This window comes from Caulobacter sp. LARHSG274, from assembly GCF_052871235.1.
Genome location: NZ_JBIXJO010000016.1, coordinates 23,255 through 38,988, shown reverse-complemented (window position 1 = coordinate 38,988; position 15,734 = coordinate 23,255). Strand labels below are relative to the sequence as shown.

12 protein-coding genes are annotated in these 15,734 nt (G+C 67.9%); 3 read left to right on the top strand and 9 right to left on the bottom strand.

Features of this window, described 5'->3' with window-relative positions; translation table 11 throughout:
• Window positions 1-11: 11 nt before the first annotated feature.
• The 6 genes from ACIPQB_RS20210 to ACIPQB_RS20185 form a co-directional block, all read right to left on the bottom strand.
• Entirely contained in the window at window positions 12-587 is a 576-nt protein-coding gene (locus ACIPQB_RS20210; RefSeq protein WP_446487051.1) for a TetR/AcrR family transcriptional regulator, read from the bottom strand.
• A gap of 164 nt (window positions 588-751) precedes the next feature.
• A complete protein-coding gene (locus ACIPQB_RS20205; protein WP_446487050.1) occupies window positions 752-1,501 on the bottom strand; it encodes an SDR family NAD(P)-dependent oxidoreductase in 750 nt (249 codons plus the stop codon).
• 74 nt (window positions 1,502-1,575) lie between these two features.
• Window positions 1,576-2,355 (bottom strand): SDR family NAD(P)-dependent oxidoreductase, encoded by a 780-nt coding sequence (locus ACIPQB_RS20200; protein ID WP_446487049.1) that lies wholly within the window; start codon window positions 2,353-2,355, stop codon window positions 1,576-1,578.
• A gap of 39 nt (window positions 2,356-2,394) precedes the next feature.
• Window positions 2,395-3,969, bottom strand: a complete 1,575-nt coding sequence (locus ACIPQB_RS20195) for a cytochrome P450 (RefSeq protein WP_446487048.1) — start codon at window positions 3,967-3,969, stop codon at window positions 2,395-2,397.
• A 70-nt stretch (window positions 3,970-4,039) separates the two neighbouring features.
• On the bottom strand, window positions 4,040-4,357 hold the full coding sequence (locus ACIPQB_RS20190; RefSeq protein WP_446487047.1) for a 2Fe-2S iron-sulfur cluster-binding protein: 318 nt from the start codon (window positions 4,355-4,357) through the stop codon (window positions 4,040-4,042).
• Between the two features lie 507 nt (window positions 4,358-4,864).
• Window positions 4,865-5,563 carry a TetR/AcrR family transcriptional regulator gene (locus ACIPQB_RS20185; protein ID WP_446487046.1) on the bottom strand — a complete coding sequence of 233 codons (699 nt, stop codon included), beginning with the start codon at window positions 5,561-5,563 and terminating at the stop codon, window positions 4,865-4,867.
• Between the two features lie 321 nt (window positions 5,564-5,884).
• Between ACIPQB_RS20185 and ACIPQB_RS20180 the strand changes: the two genes are divergently transcribed.
• Window positions 5,885-8,326, top strand: coding sequence for a TonB-dependent receptor (locus tag ACIPQB_RS20180; RefSeq protein WP_446487045.1), 2,442 nt, complete (start codon window positions 5,885-5,887; stop codon window positions 8,324-8,326).
• Between the two features lie 56 nt (window positions 8,327-8,382).
• Here ACIPQB_RS20180 and ACIPQB_RS20175 read toward each other — a convergent pair whose 3' ends face one another.
• Complete coding sequence (locus tag ACIPQB_RS20175; protein ID WP_446487044.1) at window positions 8,383-11,742, bottom strand: glycosyl hydrolase; 3,360 nt, start codon at window positions 11,740-11,742, stop codon at window positions 8,383-8,385.
• A 422-nt stretch (window positions 11,743-12,164) separates the two neighbouring features.
• On the opposite strand from ACIPQB_RS20175, the gene ACIPQB_RS20170 reads away from it, so the two are divergent.
• Complete coding sequence (locus tag ACIPQB_RS20170; RefSeq protein ID WP_446487043.1) at window positions 12,165-13,697, top strand: GH39 family glycosyl hydrolase; 1,533 nt, start codon at window positions 12,165-12,167, stop codon at window positions 13,695-13,697.
• Window positions 13,698-13,768: 71 nt separating this feature from the next.
• Here the strand turns inward: ACIPQB_RS20170 and ACIPQB_RS20165 are convergent, their stop codons facing one another.
• On the bottom strand, window positions 13,769-14,446 hold the full coding sequence (locus tag ACIPQB_RS20165; RefSeq protein WP_446487042.1) for a TetR/AcrR family transcriptional regulator: 678 nt from the start codon (window positions 14,444-14,446) through the stop codon (window positions 13,769-13,771).
• A 213-nt stretch (window positions 14,447-14,659) separates the two neighbouring features.
• Here ACIPQB_RS20165 and ACIPQB_RS20160 point away from each other — a divergent pair, with 213 nt between their 5' ends.
• Window positions 14,660-15,022, top strand: coding sequence for a hypothetical protein (locus ACIPQB_RS20160; protein WP_446487041.1), 363 nt, complete (start codon window positions 14,660-14,662; stop codon window positions 15,020-15,022).
• Window positions 15,023-15,097: 75 nt separating this feature from the next.
• Here the strand turns inward: ACIPQB_RS20160 and ACIPQB_RS20155 are convergent, their stop codons facing one another.
• The gene (locus ACIPQB_RS20155) at window positions 15,098-15,724 is read right to left on the bottom strand and encodes a LysE/ArgO family amino acid transporter (protein WP_446487040.1); all 627 of its coding nucleotides are present in this window, start codon (window positions 15,722-15,724) and stop codon (window positions 15,098-15,100) included.
• Between the last annotated feature and the right edge of the window lie 10 nt (window positions 15,725-15,734).

Genomic DNA, 15,734 nt, shown 5'->3' with positions numbered 1-15,734 from the left:
AGCCTCCTGAACTAACCGGCGTTCATCGAGCCCAGGAACGGCGGATCGCGGCCCTCGGCGAAGGCCCGCAGGCAGGCGTCGATGAAGGCGTGGGTTTCGGCGTGGCCGCTGCTCACCTCGATGGCCGCTTCCAGGGCGAGCACCTGGGCCAGGCCGCTCAGCAGCACGGTCGCGACGATGGGCTGCATGGCCGGGACGATGCCGCGCCGCTCGAGAAGCTCGGTCAGCAGGGCGGTCTGCAGGGCGCGCAGCTCATGGGTGGACTGCGCCACCTGCGCCCTGACGGCGGGGCGGCGGTTGGCCAGGGCGTTGGACTCCATGGCCAGAATCGCCTGTTCGGGATCGCGATTGACCGCTTCGAGGGCGCGGAGCGGTTCGCTCGACGCCATGGCCTCGTGCAGTCGGACTTTCACCGCCTCGGTGTTCTTCTGGATGACCGCGATGAAGATGTCGTCCATCGACTTGAAGTAATAGTGGACGATCTGGCGCTTGAGATTGACCTTCTCGGCGAGATTGCGGGCAGTGACGGCGGGATAGCCGCCTTCGCGGATCAAGCCTTCGGCGGCGTCGATCAAGGCGGCGCGCACCGCCGAGCTTTCACCCCCTCTGCGCCGGTTCGAAACCATCCCTGCTCCCATGGCTGAGCGGCCCGACCGGGCCGCCTCTCGTCGATTCATCCTGCCATGCCGGCGCAGTGAAGTCCCGCCGGCGCCACGATGCCTCGCGCCGGCGATCCAGCCTTCGGGCCGTTCTATATGTACATGCCGCCGTTGACGTTGATTTCCTGGCCGGTGACGTAGCTGGCCTTGTCCGAGCAGAGATATTCGCAGGCGAAGGCGATGTCCTCGGGGGTGCCCGGCCGGGCGATCGGAATGGCCTGGGAAATGATGTCCAGCGAGGGGAACTGGCCGGTGCGGACGCTTTCCTGCGCCAGCGGGGTGTCGACCACCGACGGCGGGATGGTGTTGACGGTGATGCCGAGCGCGGCCAGCTCGCGGGCCAACGAGCGGGTCAGGCCGATGACGCCGCCCTTGGACGCGGCGTAGTGCGCCCGGTCCTGGGCCCCGGATTGGGCGGCCTGGGACGAGATCGTGACGATGCGCCCCCATTTGGCCGCCACCATGTCCGGCAGCGCTGGCTGGATCGTATGGAAGACGCCGGTCAGATTGACGTCGATCATCCGCTGCCAGGTCTCGACCGGCAGGGTCTGGAAATCGGCCGCGTGCGAGATGCCGGCGTTGGCGATGACGATGGCGATCGGGCCGAGATTGTCGCGGACGGCCGCGTAGGCGGCTTCGACTTGGGCGCGGTCGGTGACGTCGACGCGATGGGTCAGCACCTTGGCTCCCTGGTCGCGCAGCGCCGCGCTCTCGCGGGCCAGGGCGCCTTCCTGGACGTCGAGCATGGCGACCGGATGTCCGTTGCGGGCGAACAGCTGGCTGACGCCAAGCCCGATCCCCGAGGCGCCGCCAGTGACGACGACCACGCGCTGGCTGTTCATCTTGGTCTCTCCTAATGCCGGGGCGGACGCTCCGCCCTCGATGATGTTTTTGAAGGTCCGGCGGGCAGATCGGGTTAGCCGATGACGGCCAGCTGGGTGGACATCGCGCCGTCCAGGCGGATGACCTGGCCGTTCAGGAACGGGTTGCGGACGATCGCCTCGACCAGCAGGCCGTACTCCTCGGGGCGTCCCAGCCGCTTGGGGAAGGCGACGTCGGCGATCAGGCGCTGTTGCAGGGCCGGGGGCGCGCCGCTGAGCCGGGGCGTCATGATCGGGCCAGGGGCGATCGCGCAGGCCCGCACGCCGATCGCCGCCAGGTCGCGGGCCATCGACGTGGTCAGGCCGACGATCGCCCCCTTGGAGGCGGCGTAGGCCGCCTGGCGGGCCTGGCCGTCATAGGCCGCCGTCGAGGCGGTGTTGACGATGACGCCGCGCTGGCCGTCGGCGTCCGGGGCGTTGCCGGCGAAGGCCGCGGCGCTCAGGCGCGACACGTTGAACGGCCCGAACAGATGGTTGCGGACCATCTCCTCGAACAGGCCCATCGGATGCGGCGCGCCGTCGGCGTCGGCGACCGGCGGGGTGACGAACACTGCGCCCGCCGCGTTGACGCAGATGGAGAAGATCCCGAGCGTCCGGGCCGCCGCGATCGCTGCCTCGACGTCGGCGTCGACATTCTGGTCGCCGACGACGGCGATCGCCCGTTCCCCCAACGCCTCCGCCAGCGAGCGGGCGCGATCGCCGTCCGGGTCGAACACCACGACCCCAACGCCGAGCTCGACCAGGCGCCGGGCCGTGGCCCCGCCCAGGCCGCCCGCGCCGCCATTGATCAGCGCCGAACATTTGGCCAGTTCCATGCGAAACGTCCTGTTTGAACCTGTGGGGATCGAATCCGGCTAGGCGCCCAGTTGCGCCAGGTCGGCGTCCAGGGCGTCGAGCGCCTCGGCGGAGAACTGGCCCGGGGCGAATTTCTGGATGGCGCGCAAGGTCATGGCCTTGGCCATGCCCATGCGCTTGTCGGTGCTGATCCCGGGGAAGTGCTTGTCGACCAGGGCCTTGGCGGCCGGATCGGCGAGCAGGGCGCCCATCTTGGTTTCGGCCGTCGTGTAGCGCGCGCCGGACGACGCCGCGGCCGGCTGGGCGGCGGGCTTCTGAGCTTGCGGCCTTTCCTTGGCCGGCGCGGCGACGAAGCCCGGGGCCGGGGTCAGTTTCAGGTGCAGATTGGCCAGGCCGCGAATGATGAAGCTGGGCTCGTAGTCGAGATTGCGGGCGCCGCGCGGGCCGTGATGGGCTTCGTCCAGGTCGATGTCCGAGGTCTGTTCGAGGAACTTCTCCAGGATGACGCGGACCTCCACGCGGGCCAGCGGCGCGCCGGCGCACACGTGCTTGCCGCGACCGAAGGCGACGTGTTCCTTGATCCTCGGACGGTCCAGGACCAGGTCCCGCGGGCATTCCCAGCGCCGGGGGTCGCGATTGGCCGCCGACAGCGCCACGAGCACCTTCGTCCCGGCCGGAATCGGCACGTCGCCAAGCGTGGTGTCCTTGCGGGCCAGCCGGGCGGTCTGCTTGGTCGAGCCTTCCAGCCGCAGAACCTCTTCCAGCAATTGCGGGATCAGCGAAGGGGCCTTGCGCAACTGGTCCTGCAGGCCGGGCTGGTCGACGATGTAGCGCATGGTGTTGCCCAGCAGCTTGGCGCTGGTGTCCTGGCCGGCGCCGAACAGGAAGGTCGCGATCCGGACGATCTCCATGGCGTCCGGGGTCGAGCCGTCGGGATAGGCGGCGTTGGCCAGTTCCGACAGGATGTCGCCGGAGGGATTGGCCCGCCGCTCATGCACATAGCCGGCGAAATAGGTCCCCATCACCACCAGGGGGTGGTCGGCGGCGCTGAAGTCGTTTTCCCCCGCTTCGAGGCTGCCGGGTGGCGGGGCCGCCTCGATGGCGTCCATGAAGATCTTGCGGTCTTCCATCGGCACGCCGAGCAGGTCGGCGATCACCATGGTCACGAAGGGGGTGGAAATCTCCTTGATCAGTTCGCAACCGCCGCGCGCCACCGCATCGTTGACGAGCTCATTGGAATAGTCGGTGATGAACCGCTCGTTAGCCCGCAGGCGCGACGGCGTGAACAGCGGGCCGAGCAGGGCGCGGGAAAAGGTGTGCTGCCGGTCGTCGTAATTGACCAGCAGATCGCCGCCGAGAAAGTCTGGACGGTGGGCCTCCACCTGGGCGGTGATGTCCGAGCCTTCCGGCGTGAAGGGCAGCGGCGCGGCCGCGCCCTGGACGCCGATGATGGCGGAGAATTCCTCGGTCTTCTTGAGAACTTCCAGGGTCTCGTCATAACCCGTGACGATGACGTAGTCTCGATCGGGCAGCTTGTAGACCGGCCCCTTGGCGCGGATGGCCTCGAAATAGGCATAGGGATCCTTGAGGATCTCGTAGTCGGTGAAGTAGTCGCGCTCTTCCAGGGGCTGCATGTCTTTTCCTCCGCGGTCTTTTCTCGACGTCCGCTCTGCGGCGGCGTCACGTCATGGGGCAGGTGTTGGATCAGTCCTCGGCGGCGATCCGGACGCGAAGGCCCGACAGCTTGTCGGTCATCCGCACCTGGCAAGAGAGGCGCGAGGTTCCGTCGCGATGGCTGGAGCTGTCGAGAAGGTCGTTTTCGTCATCGCTCATGGTCGGCAGCGCCGCGGCGAATTCCGGATCGACATGCACATGGCAGGTCGCGCAGGAGCAGACGCCGCCGCATAGAGCCAGCAACTCGTCGACGCCGGCGTCGCGAATGATCTCCATGAGGCTGAGCCCGGCTTCGGCCTTGAGCGTCTGCGTCTCGCCTTCCCGGGTCGTGACGATCAATTGGGACATGTCTTGAACGGCTCTTCTGTTGGGGTCGGCCCGGATCGTCGGGCCCGTCTGTCGATATGCTAGACAGGTGCTAGCGTGCTAGACATGAGCTAGCGCCGGCGATCCAGATCGGTCAAGCCGGCGAACGGCGGGCGCGATCGAACGCCGCGGGGGCGATGAATCCCGGCGCACGCGGTCCGCGGCGACCCCGCGGCGGCGCGCCTGAGGACGTCTCGCCTCGGGCGTAGGGGTTTGAAGGAGGGGTCATGGGCGCGTCGCCTTCCGCAAGGTGGTCGATCTGCGGGTCAATCCGGCGATTGACTTGTGAGATTTGATGTCTCACAAAGTGCGCGTTGTCAAATTTCGCTCGCCGCCCTTCGCGATCGAGCCTGTTGCGAGCCTCCGTAGCCGCCAGCGCTTTTCACGGGCGCATCCCCGGCGGCTACGTCACCTGAACCCCATCCGTTCATGCGGATGGGGTTTCTTTTGATATGGGTTTCGGCTGCGGGGCCGGGCGGGTCGCAGGCGTCAGTCGTCGACGCCGTATTCGCTGGCGACGGCCGGACGCACGACCAGGCGATCGAGGTAGGACGCAACGATCTCGGCCGGGACAGGCTGCTCCTGCCTTAGCCACCAGGCCAGAATCTCGAAGGTCCCGGCGACCCCCCAGCTGGCGCCGAGATCGAGCGGAATGTTCCGCTTCGACATATCGACCTGCTTGGGGCCCCGTTCCATCGTCAGGCGGCGATAGATGTCACGCATGGCGCCGGCCGCGCCGCCCGTCAGCAGCGCCGACCATAGGGCCCGGTGACGATCGACATAGCGGCAGACGGCCAGGCAGCTGGCGCGCGTGTCGGTGTCGCTCAGAAGCGGCAGCGCGATGTCCACCAGATGTTCGATTTCGGTGACGCCGACGTGCTCGAGCAGCGCCTCCTTGGTGGGGTAGTGTCGATAATAGGTGGCGCGGCTGACCTGGGAGCGCTCGAGGATGTCGTCGATCAGGATCTTGCTGAAGTCCTTCTCGGCGATCAGCGACAGCAATCCGCGATGGAGCGCCTGCTTGGTCTTGAAGGCTCGGCGATCCTTGAGATCGGCCGCCGCCGCGCGCCGCGCCGAATTGCCGCCTTTGCCTGAACGTGCTGGCGCGGATGACTTGGGCTCCACGGCCTGGACCGCCTCTTGGCCAATGTCGGTGTTAATGTCGGAGTCGTGCGCTGACGGGCTCATGCTTCACGGTTACTCATTTTGGCGCCCTGATGCAGCCCCTCTTTCGTCCGGCCACGTGCGCGTCTGGAGCGGGGACGCTGAGGCCGGCCTCATTCTGACGAACTTTGAAAAACATCGCCGGGGCGGCGTTTTAGCGGACCTTGAGACCAAGATTGTCTTCGATCGAGGTTGACCTATAGAAAATCAATTGTGAGACTCAATGTCTCGTAATGGTGCTCGAGAACCCGTCATAACGGGCCGGGTGCAGGCGCTTCAGCGTCAAGATTTACAGCAAGGCAACCTTGCGGTTGGTCCGACACAGGACCGGGGGAGGAAACAGTCATGAAGCGTCGCCTATGGAAGATTCTGGCGGGGTCCAGCTTGCTGGTGCTGGCGACCGCCGCCAGCGCCGCCGCCCAGGTCGAAACGCCGGTCCCGGCGACGGCCGCCAAGCCGGAAGCCGCCCCGGCCAGCGAGGTCGAAGTCGTCGTGGTGACCGCACGTCGCCGCGACGAAAGCATCCAGGACGTGCCGGCGGTGGTCAACGCGGTGACGCCCGACGAGCTGGTCAAGCTGAACATCCGCGACTTCACCGAGGTCCAGAACGTGGTCCCGGGCCTCAGCCTGACCAACAACGCCAATGGCATCGGCGGCAGCGCCCAGGTCCGCGGCGTCAATTTCGAGGTCAACGCCAGCGGCAACAACGCCACGGTGGAGTTCTACCAGAACGATGCGCCGATCACGGCCGGCGTCGTGCTGCAGCAGATGTACGACATCGGCCAGATCGAGGTTCTGCGGGGACCGCAAGGCACGCTGCGGGGCCGCGCCTCGCCGTCCGGCTCCATCACCGTCACGACCCGCAAACCCGATCTCTATCGCTCCGGCGGCTATGGCAGCGTCACCGCCACCGACACCGGGACCACCAATTTCAACGGCGCGGTCAATATCCCGATCCTTGAAGGCGTCGCCGCGATCCGCGTGGCCGGGGTGTTCAACGGCGACAAGGCCAACCGCGTCCATCCCATCAGCGAGGCGCTCGACAGCCGCGGGCCCGACAGCAAGTCCCAGAGCGGCCGCATCACCGCGCTGTTGCGCCCGGTCGACGCCCTCACGATCGAGGGCTCCTACCAGCAGATCGTCACCCACAGCCGTTTCTTCGACCAGGTGGAATCCTTCAACCAGGTCAACCCTTCCGCCCCCGCCAGTCCGGTGACGATCCGGGCGAAGGACCGGCTGAGCAACCGCGAGACCCCTCGGGAAAACCGCCAGGAGTTCAAGATCTACAATGGGCGGGTGGAATATGCCTTCGCCGGCCAGCGCTTGATCTACCAGTTCCAGAAATACACCCAGGACATCCAGTCGCGGGCCAACCAGGACCTGGCCAATGCGCTGCCGAATTTCGACTATTATCAGTTCAACAATACGCGCAGCGACTCCACCTCGCACGAACTGCGGCTGCAGAACGAGGAGCGGGTCTTCGGACGCTTCGACTATGTCCTGGGCCTGTTCGACGACAAGAACGTTCCGCCGTCCGACCTGATGGTCCAGACCCCGGTCACCCTGCCCGCCTTTCTCGGAGGCGGAGTGGCGACGGTCGCCTTGACGCCGATTCAGCGCATCGGCCGCACGCACGAACAGTCGGCCTTCGGGAACCTCACCCTCCATCTGGGCGAGGCGACCGAGATCGCCGGCGGCGCGCGCTATATCCAGTACAACTCGACCTCGGCCCTGATCGTTTCGGGCGCGCGGTTCGACGACCCGCCCACCGACGTCAACAAGGTGATCTACAGCCTGTCGGCCAAGCATTCGTTCTCGCGCGACTTCATGGTCTACGCCACGACCGGGACCTCGTTCCGGCCCGGCGTCGACGTGGTCGGCAACTTCAGCGTCGCGCAATCGGCGCTGGAGCGCTCGTTCATCCACCTGCGGGCCGAAACCTCGCAATCCTATGAGGTCGGTTTCAAGAGCACCTTGCTGGGCGGCAAGGCGCGGGTGAACGTCAGCGCCTTCCACCAGACCTTCGAGAACTACCCGTACCGGGCCCCCAACAACGGCGTCTACTATGTCAACTACGCCGCCACCGTGACGGGCGGCGTCGTGACCGTGACGCCCCAGGTCTCGCTGTTCAATTTCGTCGCGGCGGTGCCGGTGACCGTCAACGGCGTCGAGGCGGAGGTCAGCTATAATCCGACCGAGCGCCTGAAGTTGAACCTGGTCTCCAGCTATGCGCTGGGCAAGATCAAGAACGCGGTCATTCCCTGCAACGACTTCAACAATGACGGCGTCCCCGACGCGGTGACGGGCGCGCCCACCCTTGCGCAGCTGCAGGCGGCGGTGGGCGCCGACAATGTCGGCTCCTGCACCGTCAGCCAGCGCTCGGCGTCCCAGCCGCCGTTCAGCTCCACGCTGCAGGCCGACTACACCGTTCCGGTCACCGGCAAGGTCGACGGCTATGTGCGCGGCATGCTGTCGTACTTCGGCAAGTCGCAGGGCGATCCTGGCAATGTCTATGACGACGTCGACCGCTACGGCCTGCTGAACCTGTTCGCCGGCGTGCGGGAGTCCGGCGGCGCCTGGGAGCTGAGCCTCTACGCCAAGAACGTCTTCGACACGACCAAGGTGCTCAGCCGCACCACGCCGCTGAGCTCGACCTACCAGGTCCTGCAGCCGCCGACCTTCAGGACGGCGGCCGCCACGACCGTGACCAGCACCTATACCGACATCACCACCACCCAGCCCCGGGAGTTCGGTCTAACCCTTCGCATCGCCCTGGGCTCGCGCTAGGGCGAGCGCCTTATGGAGGTCTAGGCGGGGCGGCCTCGGCCGCCCCGCCTTTCAGGTTACGGCGCTTCGCCCACCCCCACGAGCCGGACCGGGCCCAGCAGGCCCGAGGGCAGCAGCGGCGAGTTGGCGGTGTAGGGCGAGGTCGGGGCGAAGCCGACCGGCGTGGCGCCCGGCTGCTTGTCGCCGATCAGGCGGTTGGGCCACAGGTTCACGACCTCGATGGCCACGGCGTTCCGGCCCGGCTTCAGGGCGCCGGTGACGTCGACCCTGTAGGGGGCGTGCCAGGCGGTCGCTACGGCCTTTCCGTTCACCGACACCGAGGCCAGTTCCCTGACCTCGCCCAGGTCCAACTCAAGGCGATCGCCGGACTTCAGCCAGGCCCGCTTGACCTGGACGTCCCTGGAATAGACGGCTGCGCCCGAGAAATACTTGATGCCCGGATCGGCGACGTCTGGCCAGGAGGTCAGGGTGTCGAACCGCGCCGTCGCGGGCGCGCCGCGGCCCGGCTGGAAGGCCACGCGCCAGGGGCCCTCGACCGCGGCGAGCGTGCGACGCCGGCGCGCCGGGGCGGCCCAGGCGGTCTGGGCGGCGGCCTTGCGGAAGACCACGAAGAACGCCTCGTGCGGATCGAGCTCCAGGGGCGTGCGAACGCCCGCAGGGGTCCGTTCGTAGCTGAGCGGCTGCGTCTGGCCGGACTCCGCGCGCCATATTTCCGGCGCTCGTCCCGGCACCCGGAAGGTCGCCGTGAGCGACCGGGGCAGGGCGCTCTGGTTGGAGATGAAATAGATGTCCGCCTCAGGCGTGCAGCGGTGCAGAGTCAGGAGGTCGCCGACGGCCGCGGGCGGGTCGAAGGCCACGTCGGGCGTGATCTTCTCGGCGGTCAGCGCCGCTTTCAGCTCCGTATAGACGCGCCCCGCCCCCAGGCGACGGCCCGCCGTCCCGTCACCCCAGATCTCGTCCGCCAGCTTGGCGATTTCCGGGTCGGCGTCGCCCATGCCTAGGCCGCCCTGCGGCCGCTTGGCGACCAGCACCGCGCCGCCGGCGACCAGATCGCGGATCCTGCGCAGCGCCGGCAGGCTGAGGCGGCGAACGGTGTCGGGCAGGAACAGGACCCGATAGCTCATGCCGCTCGGCGTCACCAGACGCCCGTCTCGCACCGACAGCAGGGTCAGCAGGGCTTCGGGGTTGATGTAGTCGTAGGGGTAGCCCTGGGGCACGTCGGTGTTGACGCGATCCTTGAACAGCTCGGTGAGATTGTGTTCCTCGCCGTAGAAATAGGCCACGTCGGCGACGTACCGGCCCTGCTGCAAAAGGTATGACGAGCGGCTCAGATAGCGGATCCAGGGCGCGGCCTGCTCGGCCCAGGTTTCGTTGCGGTTGAAGGACTGGCCGAAGATGTAGAGGCCCAGGCCCGGCTTGGCGTCGGCGAGCGGCTGCAGGTGCGATTCATGCAGCAGGATCCGGTTGATGCCGCGGGCGAAGATCTCGTCGGCCACGGGCTTGAGCATGGCCGGCGAAAAGGACCAGGGATCGAGCGGGGCCGCCACGGTGAGCGACTCGGCCGCCGCCAGGGGCTTGCCGTAGACGTGGGCGGCGGAGGCGGCCTCCTCCAGATCGGCCTTCAGCGCCGGCTGTCCGGCAAGGGTGGAGAATGGCCGGTACCAGAACTCCGCGGTCGGAATGTCGGACCGGGCCTTGACGGTCATGCCGTCGGCGATGGCCCTGGGATAGTCGCCCTGCAGTTCGGTGTAGTAGCCCATGCCCCGGGCCTTCAGCTCCTGGGCCAGGACGCCGTAGTGGTTGTCGGCCACCAGGTCCTTGAGGGTCTGGCGATAGTCGAAGAGGAAGCGCTCGGAGGCGTCGGCGCTCCGGACCACCCGTCCGGTCAGCACCGGCAGCCAGGGCGCGGGGTCATAGCCGCGCCGCGTGCGAAATTCCGCCAACATGGCCGGCGTCCAGTTCTGGACGCCGGCCTCCCAGCTGTCGGTCAGCAGGGTCTGGACGCCCTTGGGACCGAGGGCGTCGCCGCTGGCTTGGCGATAGAGCTCCAGATAGTGGTCGAGGTAGCGGCGCACCGCCGTCGCGTCGAGCTTGTCGACCTCCAGGCCGGTGGCGTCGGGTTCGGCCGGGGCGTTGACGGCGCCCGTCAGCGACCAGCCCAGCCGGACGATCGTCCAGCGGCCGGGCGGCGGCGTCCAGTCCAGGGTCCCATCGGGACGCAGCCTTGAGGTCAGGTCGACGACCTTGCCGGGATCGATCAACGCGCCCGTCGGCGGCTCGGGCGTGACCGCGTGGTCGTCGACGCTGGGCTGGAAGCCGGCCTTGGCCTCGAAGCCGTTGATGCGGGCGCCGCCATGCAGCTGAAGCCGGCTGACGGCGTAGGTGATCGTCCTCGGCGGCGGCAGCATCTGGGCGACAGGCGGCAGCGGGACCGGCGGCAGGGGCTGGAAGCGCAGGCGCAGGCGCCGGGTGGTCACCGGCGTGAACGCCAGGGTCTGCTGGGGCGCCCCATGCGCCAGGGGCCCCGCGGTCGCCTCGATCGCGCCCTGGCCGACGACCGTGAAGGCGCCGGAGGCGTCCTCGGCCTCCACCGTCAGGATGGCGCCGAACTGCACGTTCAAGGACACCGCGCCGATCGCCGCCGGCGCGGCGAATTGAGCCTCCAGCCAGGCGGCCTGTCCCGCGTCGTCGGGCGTCAGACGGATGCTCGCGCCCTCGGCGGGCGCGCCGGGCACGGTTTCCGTCAGGACCGCGGGTCCGCTGCTGCGAAGCCATTGTTGCGTGGCCAGCGGGCGCTCCAGCGCTGGCGTCGGGAAGGCGAAGACCGCCGCGTCGCCATAGGCCTGGACGCTCGACTTGCCGGTCCGGGCCCCCTGGAAGCCGCCGCTGGTGCGGGGCGGGAGGGCGAGGGGGGCGGCCAGGGGGCGACCGTCCTCGACCGTCGTTTCGCTCCAGACGTATTTCTTCATCGCGTCAGCGGGCGCCACCCACGGTCCGCCGGTTTCGCTCCAGCCGGGAGAGCCGGCAATGCCCAGCTCCAGGCCGGCGGCGCGGGCTTGGTCCAGGGACTGGCGGAAAATCGCCCGCCATTCGGGCGACATGAACGGGATGGGCTTGGGCACGACGATCGGTTCGGGCAGCTTGCCGCCGGAGAAGGCGTGGACGCCGCCGACGCCGATGCGGCTCATCCAGTCCAGGTCCATCCGGGCCCCTTGGGCCGAGATGTTGCCGCTCATCCAGTGCCACCAGACCCGTGGTTTTGCGGCGTTCGGCGGATTGACGAAGCCAGCCTCAAGGGCGTCCTCGCCAGCCGCGCTGGCGACGCCCGCCTCCAGGGCCAGAACCGAGGCGCAGAGCAACGCCATCGCCCAGCCTCGGCGACTGGCGACCTTGATGCCCGCCGTTTCCTGAGCCAAGCCGATCTCCATCCCTTTGGTGCGCGGCGGGCGCGCTCGCCCAGCTTGGGTTCGCCTGCGCAGCGTTCGCGACGCTCCGCGAGCCGACGAGCCCGGGCCGGTTTGTCATTATCGAACGTATCTGTACGATAATGGGGGTGTCGACGTCAATTTATGGGGGCCGACTTGCTTGAGGATCGAGGTGAGTGGGCCGCGCTTGACGGCGTGAACGCCGTTTGGGGGTAAGTCGGCCCCCGGGTCCCGAAAAACTATAAACTGATCGATATCGTTCAATTTATCTTGCCATGATCCCGGTCGCCCCCGATGATCTTGCCGCCGGTCATCGACGCCCCACGCCTGAGCAGGCGTGCGCGCGGCGCCAAGCGGCCGCAAGAAAACACGGCCGAGGACGCAGGATCCCGGCTCGATGAGGTGGAGGAAACATGTTGAATCGGCGCGACCTCGTCGCCACGGCCGGCTCATGGGTGGCCGCCTCGACCCTGGCTGGAGCCGCTCGGGCCCAGGCCTCGGGCCTGGTCACCGAAACCGTCGACGTCGATCTCACCGCCGATGACGGCCCGCTCGAACATATCTGGTCCGAATGCGTGGGCTCCGACCGCGCCGGCCTGACCTTGCGCGAGGAGTGGCGCCGGGACGCCGCCCGCGCCCAGAAGGAGGCTGGCTTTAAGCGCGTGCGCTTTCACGGCGTCTTCAACGACGACGAAATGGGGGTCCGGCCGAAGATCTCGTTCGGCCCCGGCGCCAACAGCAGCAATTTCCAGAACGTCGACACCGTCTATGACGGGCTGCTCGACCTTGGTCTGAAGCCCTTCGTCGAGCTCAGCTTCATGCCCGGCAAGCTGGCCAGCGGTTCGGCGGTCTTTGGAACCTATCGCGGCAACATCACCCCGCCGGCCTCGATGCCCGATTGGCAGGCGTTCATCGCCGAGTTCGTCCGCCACCTGATCGACCGCTACGGCGCGGCCGAGGTGCGCCAATGGTACTTCGAGGTCTGGAACGAGCCCGACCTCGGATTCTTCTGGAGCGGGACCCAGCAGCAGTATTTCGAGCTGTACAAGGCGACGGCGCAGGCGGTCAAAGGCGTCGATCCGGCGCTGAAGGTCGGCGGGCCCGCCACCTCGAAGGCGCAGTGGATCCCCGCCTTCCTGGACTATTGCGCCCAGAACGACGCGCCCGTCGATTTCGTCTCCACCCACCTCTATGCCGGCGACAACCAGGCCAAGGTGTTCGGCCAGGCCGGCAAGTACACGCAGAACGAGGTCGTACCGGCCGCCATGAAGATGGTCAGCGAGCAGATCGCCGCCAGCCCCTTCAAGGATGCGGAACTGTGGCTGGGCGAATGGTCGTCCGACAGTCCGGCGATGATCACGCACATCATCAAGGGCTGCCTGCCGTACTGCAAAGGCATGTCGTACTGGCAGGTCAGCAAGTTCGAGGAAGTCCTCATTCCCAACTTCGTCTTCAAGGAGGGCGACAACGCCTGGGGCCTGATGTCGGCGCGCAACGTGGCGCGGCCCACCTTCAACACCTTCAAGCTGCTCAACAGGCTGGGGGAACGGCGGGTGAAGTGCTCGGGGCCGGCCCTGGCGTCGCGCACCGCCGGGGGCGGCGGCGCCGTCCTGCTGTGGAACCTGGCGGACGCGCCCCAGGCCTCGGGCATTCCGGGCGCGAGCAGCGTGCGCAAGGTCGTCGGCGAGGCCAAACAGTTCAAGGTCACCTTGAAAGGCGCGAAGGCCGGCCAGGCGGTCAAGGTCAGCTATGTGGACATGGCGCGGGGCTCGCCCTATCCGGCCTGGCGCGCGATGGGATCGCCGCAATATCCCACGCGGGAGCAGCTGAACAGGATCCGGGCGGCGGCCGAGATCGCCCCGTCGGAGGTCCGAAAACTCAGCAAGGCCCGCGAGCTGATGCTTGAGCTTCCGCCGGAAGGCGTCGCCCTGATCGAGCTGGGCTAGTTTCCCGGGCTCGAACCGCTTCGCAGGCAATCAATCGCACGCGGCCTGTCAGAAAGGCCTCGCGCTCGGTCTCACCACGCGGCCCGGCCCTGGAAAATGACGTCGACGGCGTGGTCGGCGTAAGCCTTCGCCTCCTCTAGCGTCACCTCGCGGACGCGGGCATGGGCGTCGTACCAGCCCGTCAGCATGGCCATCAGCATCTCGGCCACCCGGGTCGGGTCACGGGGCGGGGCGGCGAAGTTGCCGGTGCCGCGCACGATGGTCTCCGCCAGGGCGGCGATGGCGGTCCTGTGGCCGACCTCGTGCAGGACGCGCGCCAGTTTCCCATCTTGGTCGGCGCTGCTGGTCAGCACCCGCTGGAAGGCGTGGATCTCCTCGGACAGCAGCGAGTCCAGGATGGTGTGCGCCAGGTGGTGCAGGGCCTGCTTCAGGTCGCTGGGGATCGGTCCGCTCCGCGCGGCGGCGTCGGCCTGCCAGGCCTCCAGCCGGTCGGCGACCACGGCTCGCAGCAGCGCCTCCTTGGTCGGGTATCGCGAATAGAGCGTGCCCTTGGCGGTGCCGGCGGCCAGGGCGACGGCCTCCATCGAGGTTGCGTCGAAGCCGCAGGCCAGGAACTGCTCGCGCCCGGCCGCGAGGATGGCCATGTCGATGGCCTCCTTGCGGGCGGCCGTTGGGCGACCGCCCTTCCTTAGGGGCGGCGCGGCGGGCGCTGGCAGGTCGTCGTCGCTGTGCAGAACTGAAACCGTCATGGGCCTTCTAAGCTGCGAAAACGCGGGGCGTTCGGCCAAGCCTGGCGCGCGCCGGCGTCGTGCGCGTCCGGTCTTCTTCCCGCGCTGGGCGGGGTTCGGCAAGAGCATACATGGACTGGTCCAGAAATCGACCGGTACCGTGCGATTATTCTTGCCTTTGAGGCGAGCGGCGTCATGATCCGCCGAGGAACCGTTCAACTTCGGGATTTCGCTATGCGCTTTGCTCCCATGGCCCTTGGCGCCCTTTGCGCCGCCCTGTCGGCCGCCCCCGCGCTGGGCTTCGGCCAGGCCTCGACCACGCCGCCGGCGACGACGTCGGTGAATCCGGCGACCTTGCCGGGCGCCGCCCAGGCCGCGAAGTTCACGACCAACGACACCCCCATCGGCGACATTCTCGACAACCCGGCCGCCAAGGCCGTGGTGGCCAGGCGCCTGCCGGAGATGATGGCCAACGACCAGGTCCAGATGGCCCGCGGCATGACCCTGAAGGCGGTCCAGCAATATTCGGCTGACACGGTGACCGACAAGGTCCTGGCCGAGATCGACGCCGATTTCACCAAGCTGAAAACCCCGTAGTCAGCGGGGACACGCCGATCAGCGCGTGGCGGCGTGCTGAGGTCGGTCTTGGCGACCCTAATCGAACGGCAGCGATCAGGCGGCCAGGGCGCCGTAGACCAGGCTCGCCGCCAGCGCCAGCATCATCAGGCCGATCGCCAGGTCGAGGATGCGCCAAGCTGCCGGCTGAGAGAACAGCGGCGCCAGGAACCGCGCGCCGAAGCCCAGAGCCGAAAACCAGGACAGGCTGGCCATCGCCGCCCCGGTCATGAAGAACGGCCGCTCAGCGATCGGCAGGCTCGCGCCCACCGCCCCCATCAGCATCACTGTGTCGATATAGACGTGCGGATTCAGGAAGGTGAAGGCGGCCGTTCCGGCCAGTGCGGCGCCCAGGGTCATCCCCGCCTGACGTTCGACGACGAGCGTTGAAGGCCGGGCCGACCGCCGCAGCGCCGAGACGCCGTACCAGCCCAGGAAGGCGCCGCCGCCCAGGCTGAGAACCAGCGACAGGCCGGGGACAACGGCCAGCACCCCGCCCAGGCCGCTGACGCCGGCGACAATCAGGGTGGCGTCCGCCAAGGCGCAGAACAGCACGATCGGCCAGACATGCTCCCGCTTCAGACCCTGGCGCAGGACGAACATGTTCTGGGCGCCGATGGCGATGATCAGGCCCGCGGAAAGCGCGAAGCCCTTGGCGAAGGCGGGGAGGAGGGAGGCGGTCATGGCGGTTTGA

Coding starts and splice junctions, on each gene's coding strand:
- ACIPQB_RS20160 (WP_446487041.1), top strand. CDS start 14,660: ATGCGCTTTGCTCCCATGGCCCTTGGCGCCCTTTGCGCCGCCCTGTCG.
- ACIPQB_RS20195 (WP_446487048.1), bottom strand. CDS start 3,969: ATGCAGCCCCTGGAAGAGCGCGACTACTTCACCGACTACGAGATCCTC.
- ACIPQB_RS20200 (WP_446487049.1), bottom strand. CDS start 2,355: ATGGAACTGGCCAAATGTTCGGCGCTGATCAATGGCGGCGCGGGCGGC.
- ACIPQB_RS20170 (WP_446487043.1), top strand. CDS start 12,165: ATGTTGAATCGGCGCGACCTCGTCGCCACGGCCGGCTCATGGGTGGCC.
- ACIPQB_RS20180 (WP_446487045.1), top strand. CDS start 5,885: ATGAAGCGTCGCCTATGGAAGATTCTGGCGGGGTCCAGCTTGCTGGTG.
- ACIPQB_RS20185 (WP_446487046.1), bottom strand. CDS start 5,563: ATGAGCCCGTCAGCGCACGACTCCGACATTAACACCGACATTGGCCAA.
- ACIPQB_RS20190 (WP_446487047.1), bottom strand. CDS start 4,357: ATGTCCCAATTGATCGTCACGACCCGGGAAGGCGAGACGCAGACGCTC.
- ACIPQB_RS20165 (WP_446487042.1), bottom strand. CDS start 14,446: ATGACGGTTTCAGTTCTGCACAGCGACGACGACCTGCCAGCGCCCGCC.
- ACIPQB_RS20155 (WP_446487040.1), bottom strand. CDS start 15,724: ATGACCGCCTCCCTCCTCCCCGCCTTCGCCAAGGGCTTCGCGCTTTCC.
- ACIPQB_RS20205 (WP_446487050.1), bottom strand. CDS start 1,501: ATGAACAGCCAGCGCGTGGTCGTCGTCACTGGCGGCGCCTCGGGGATC.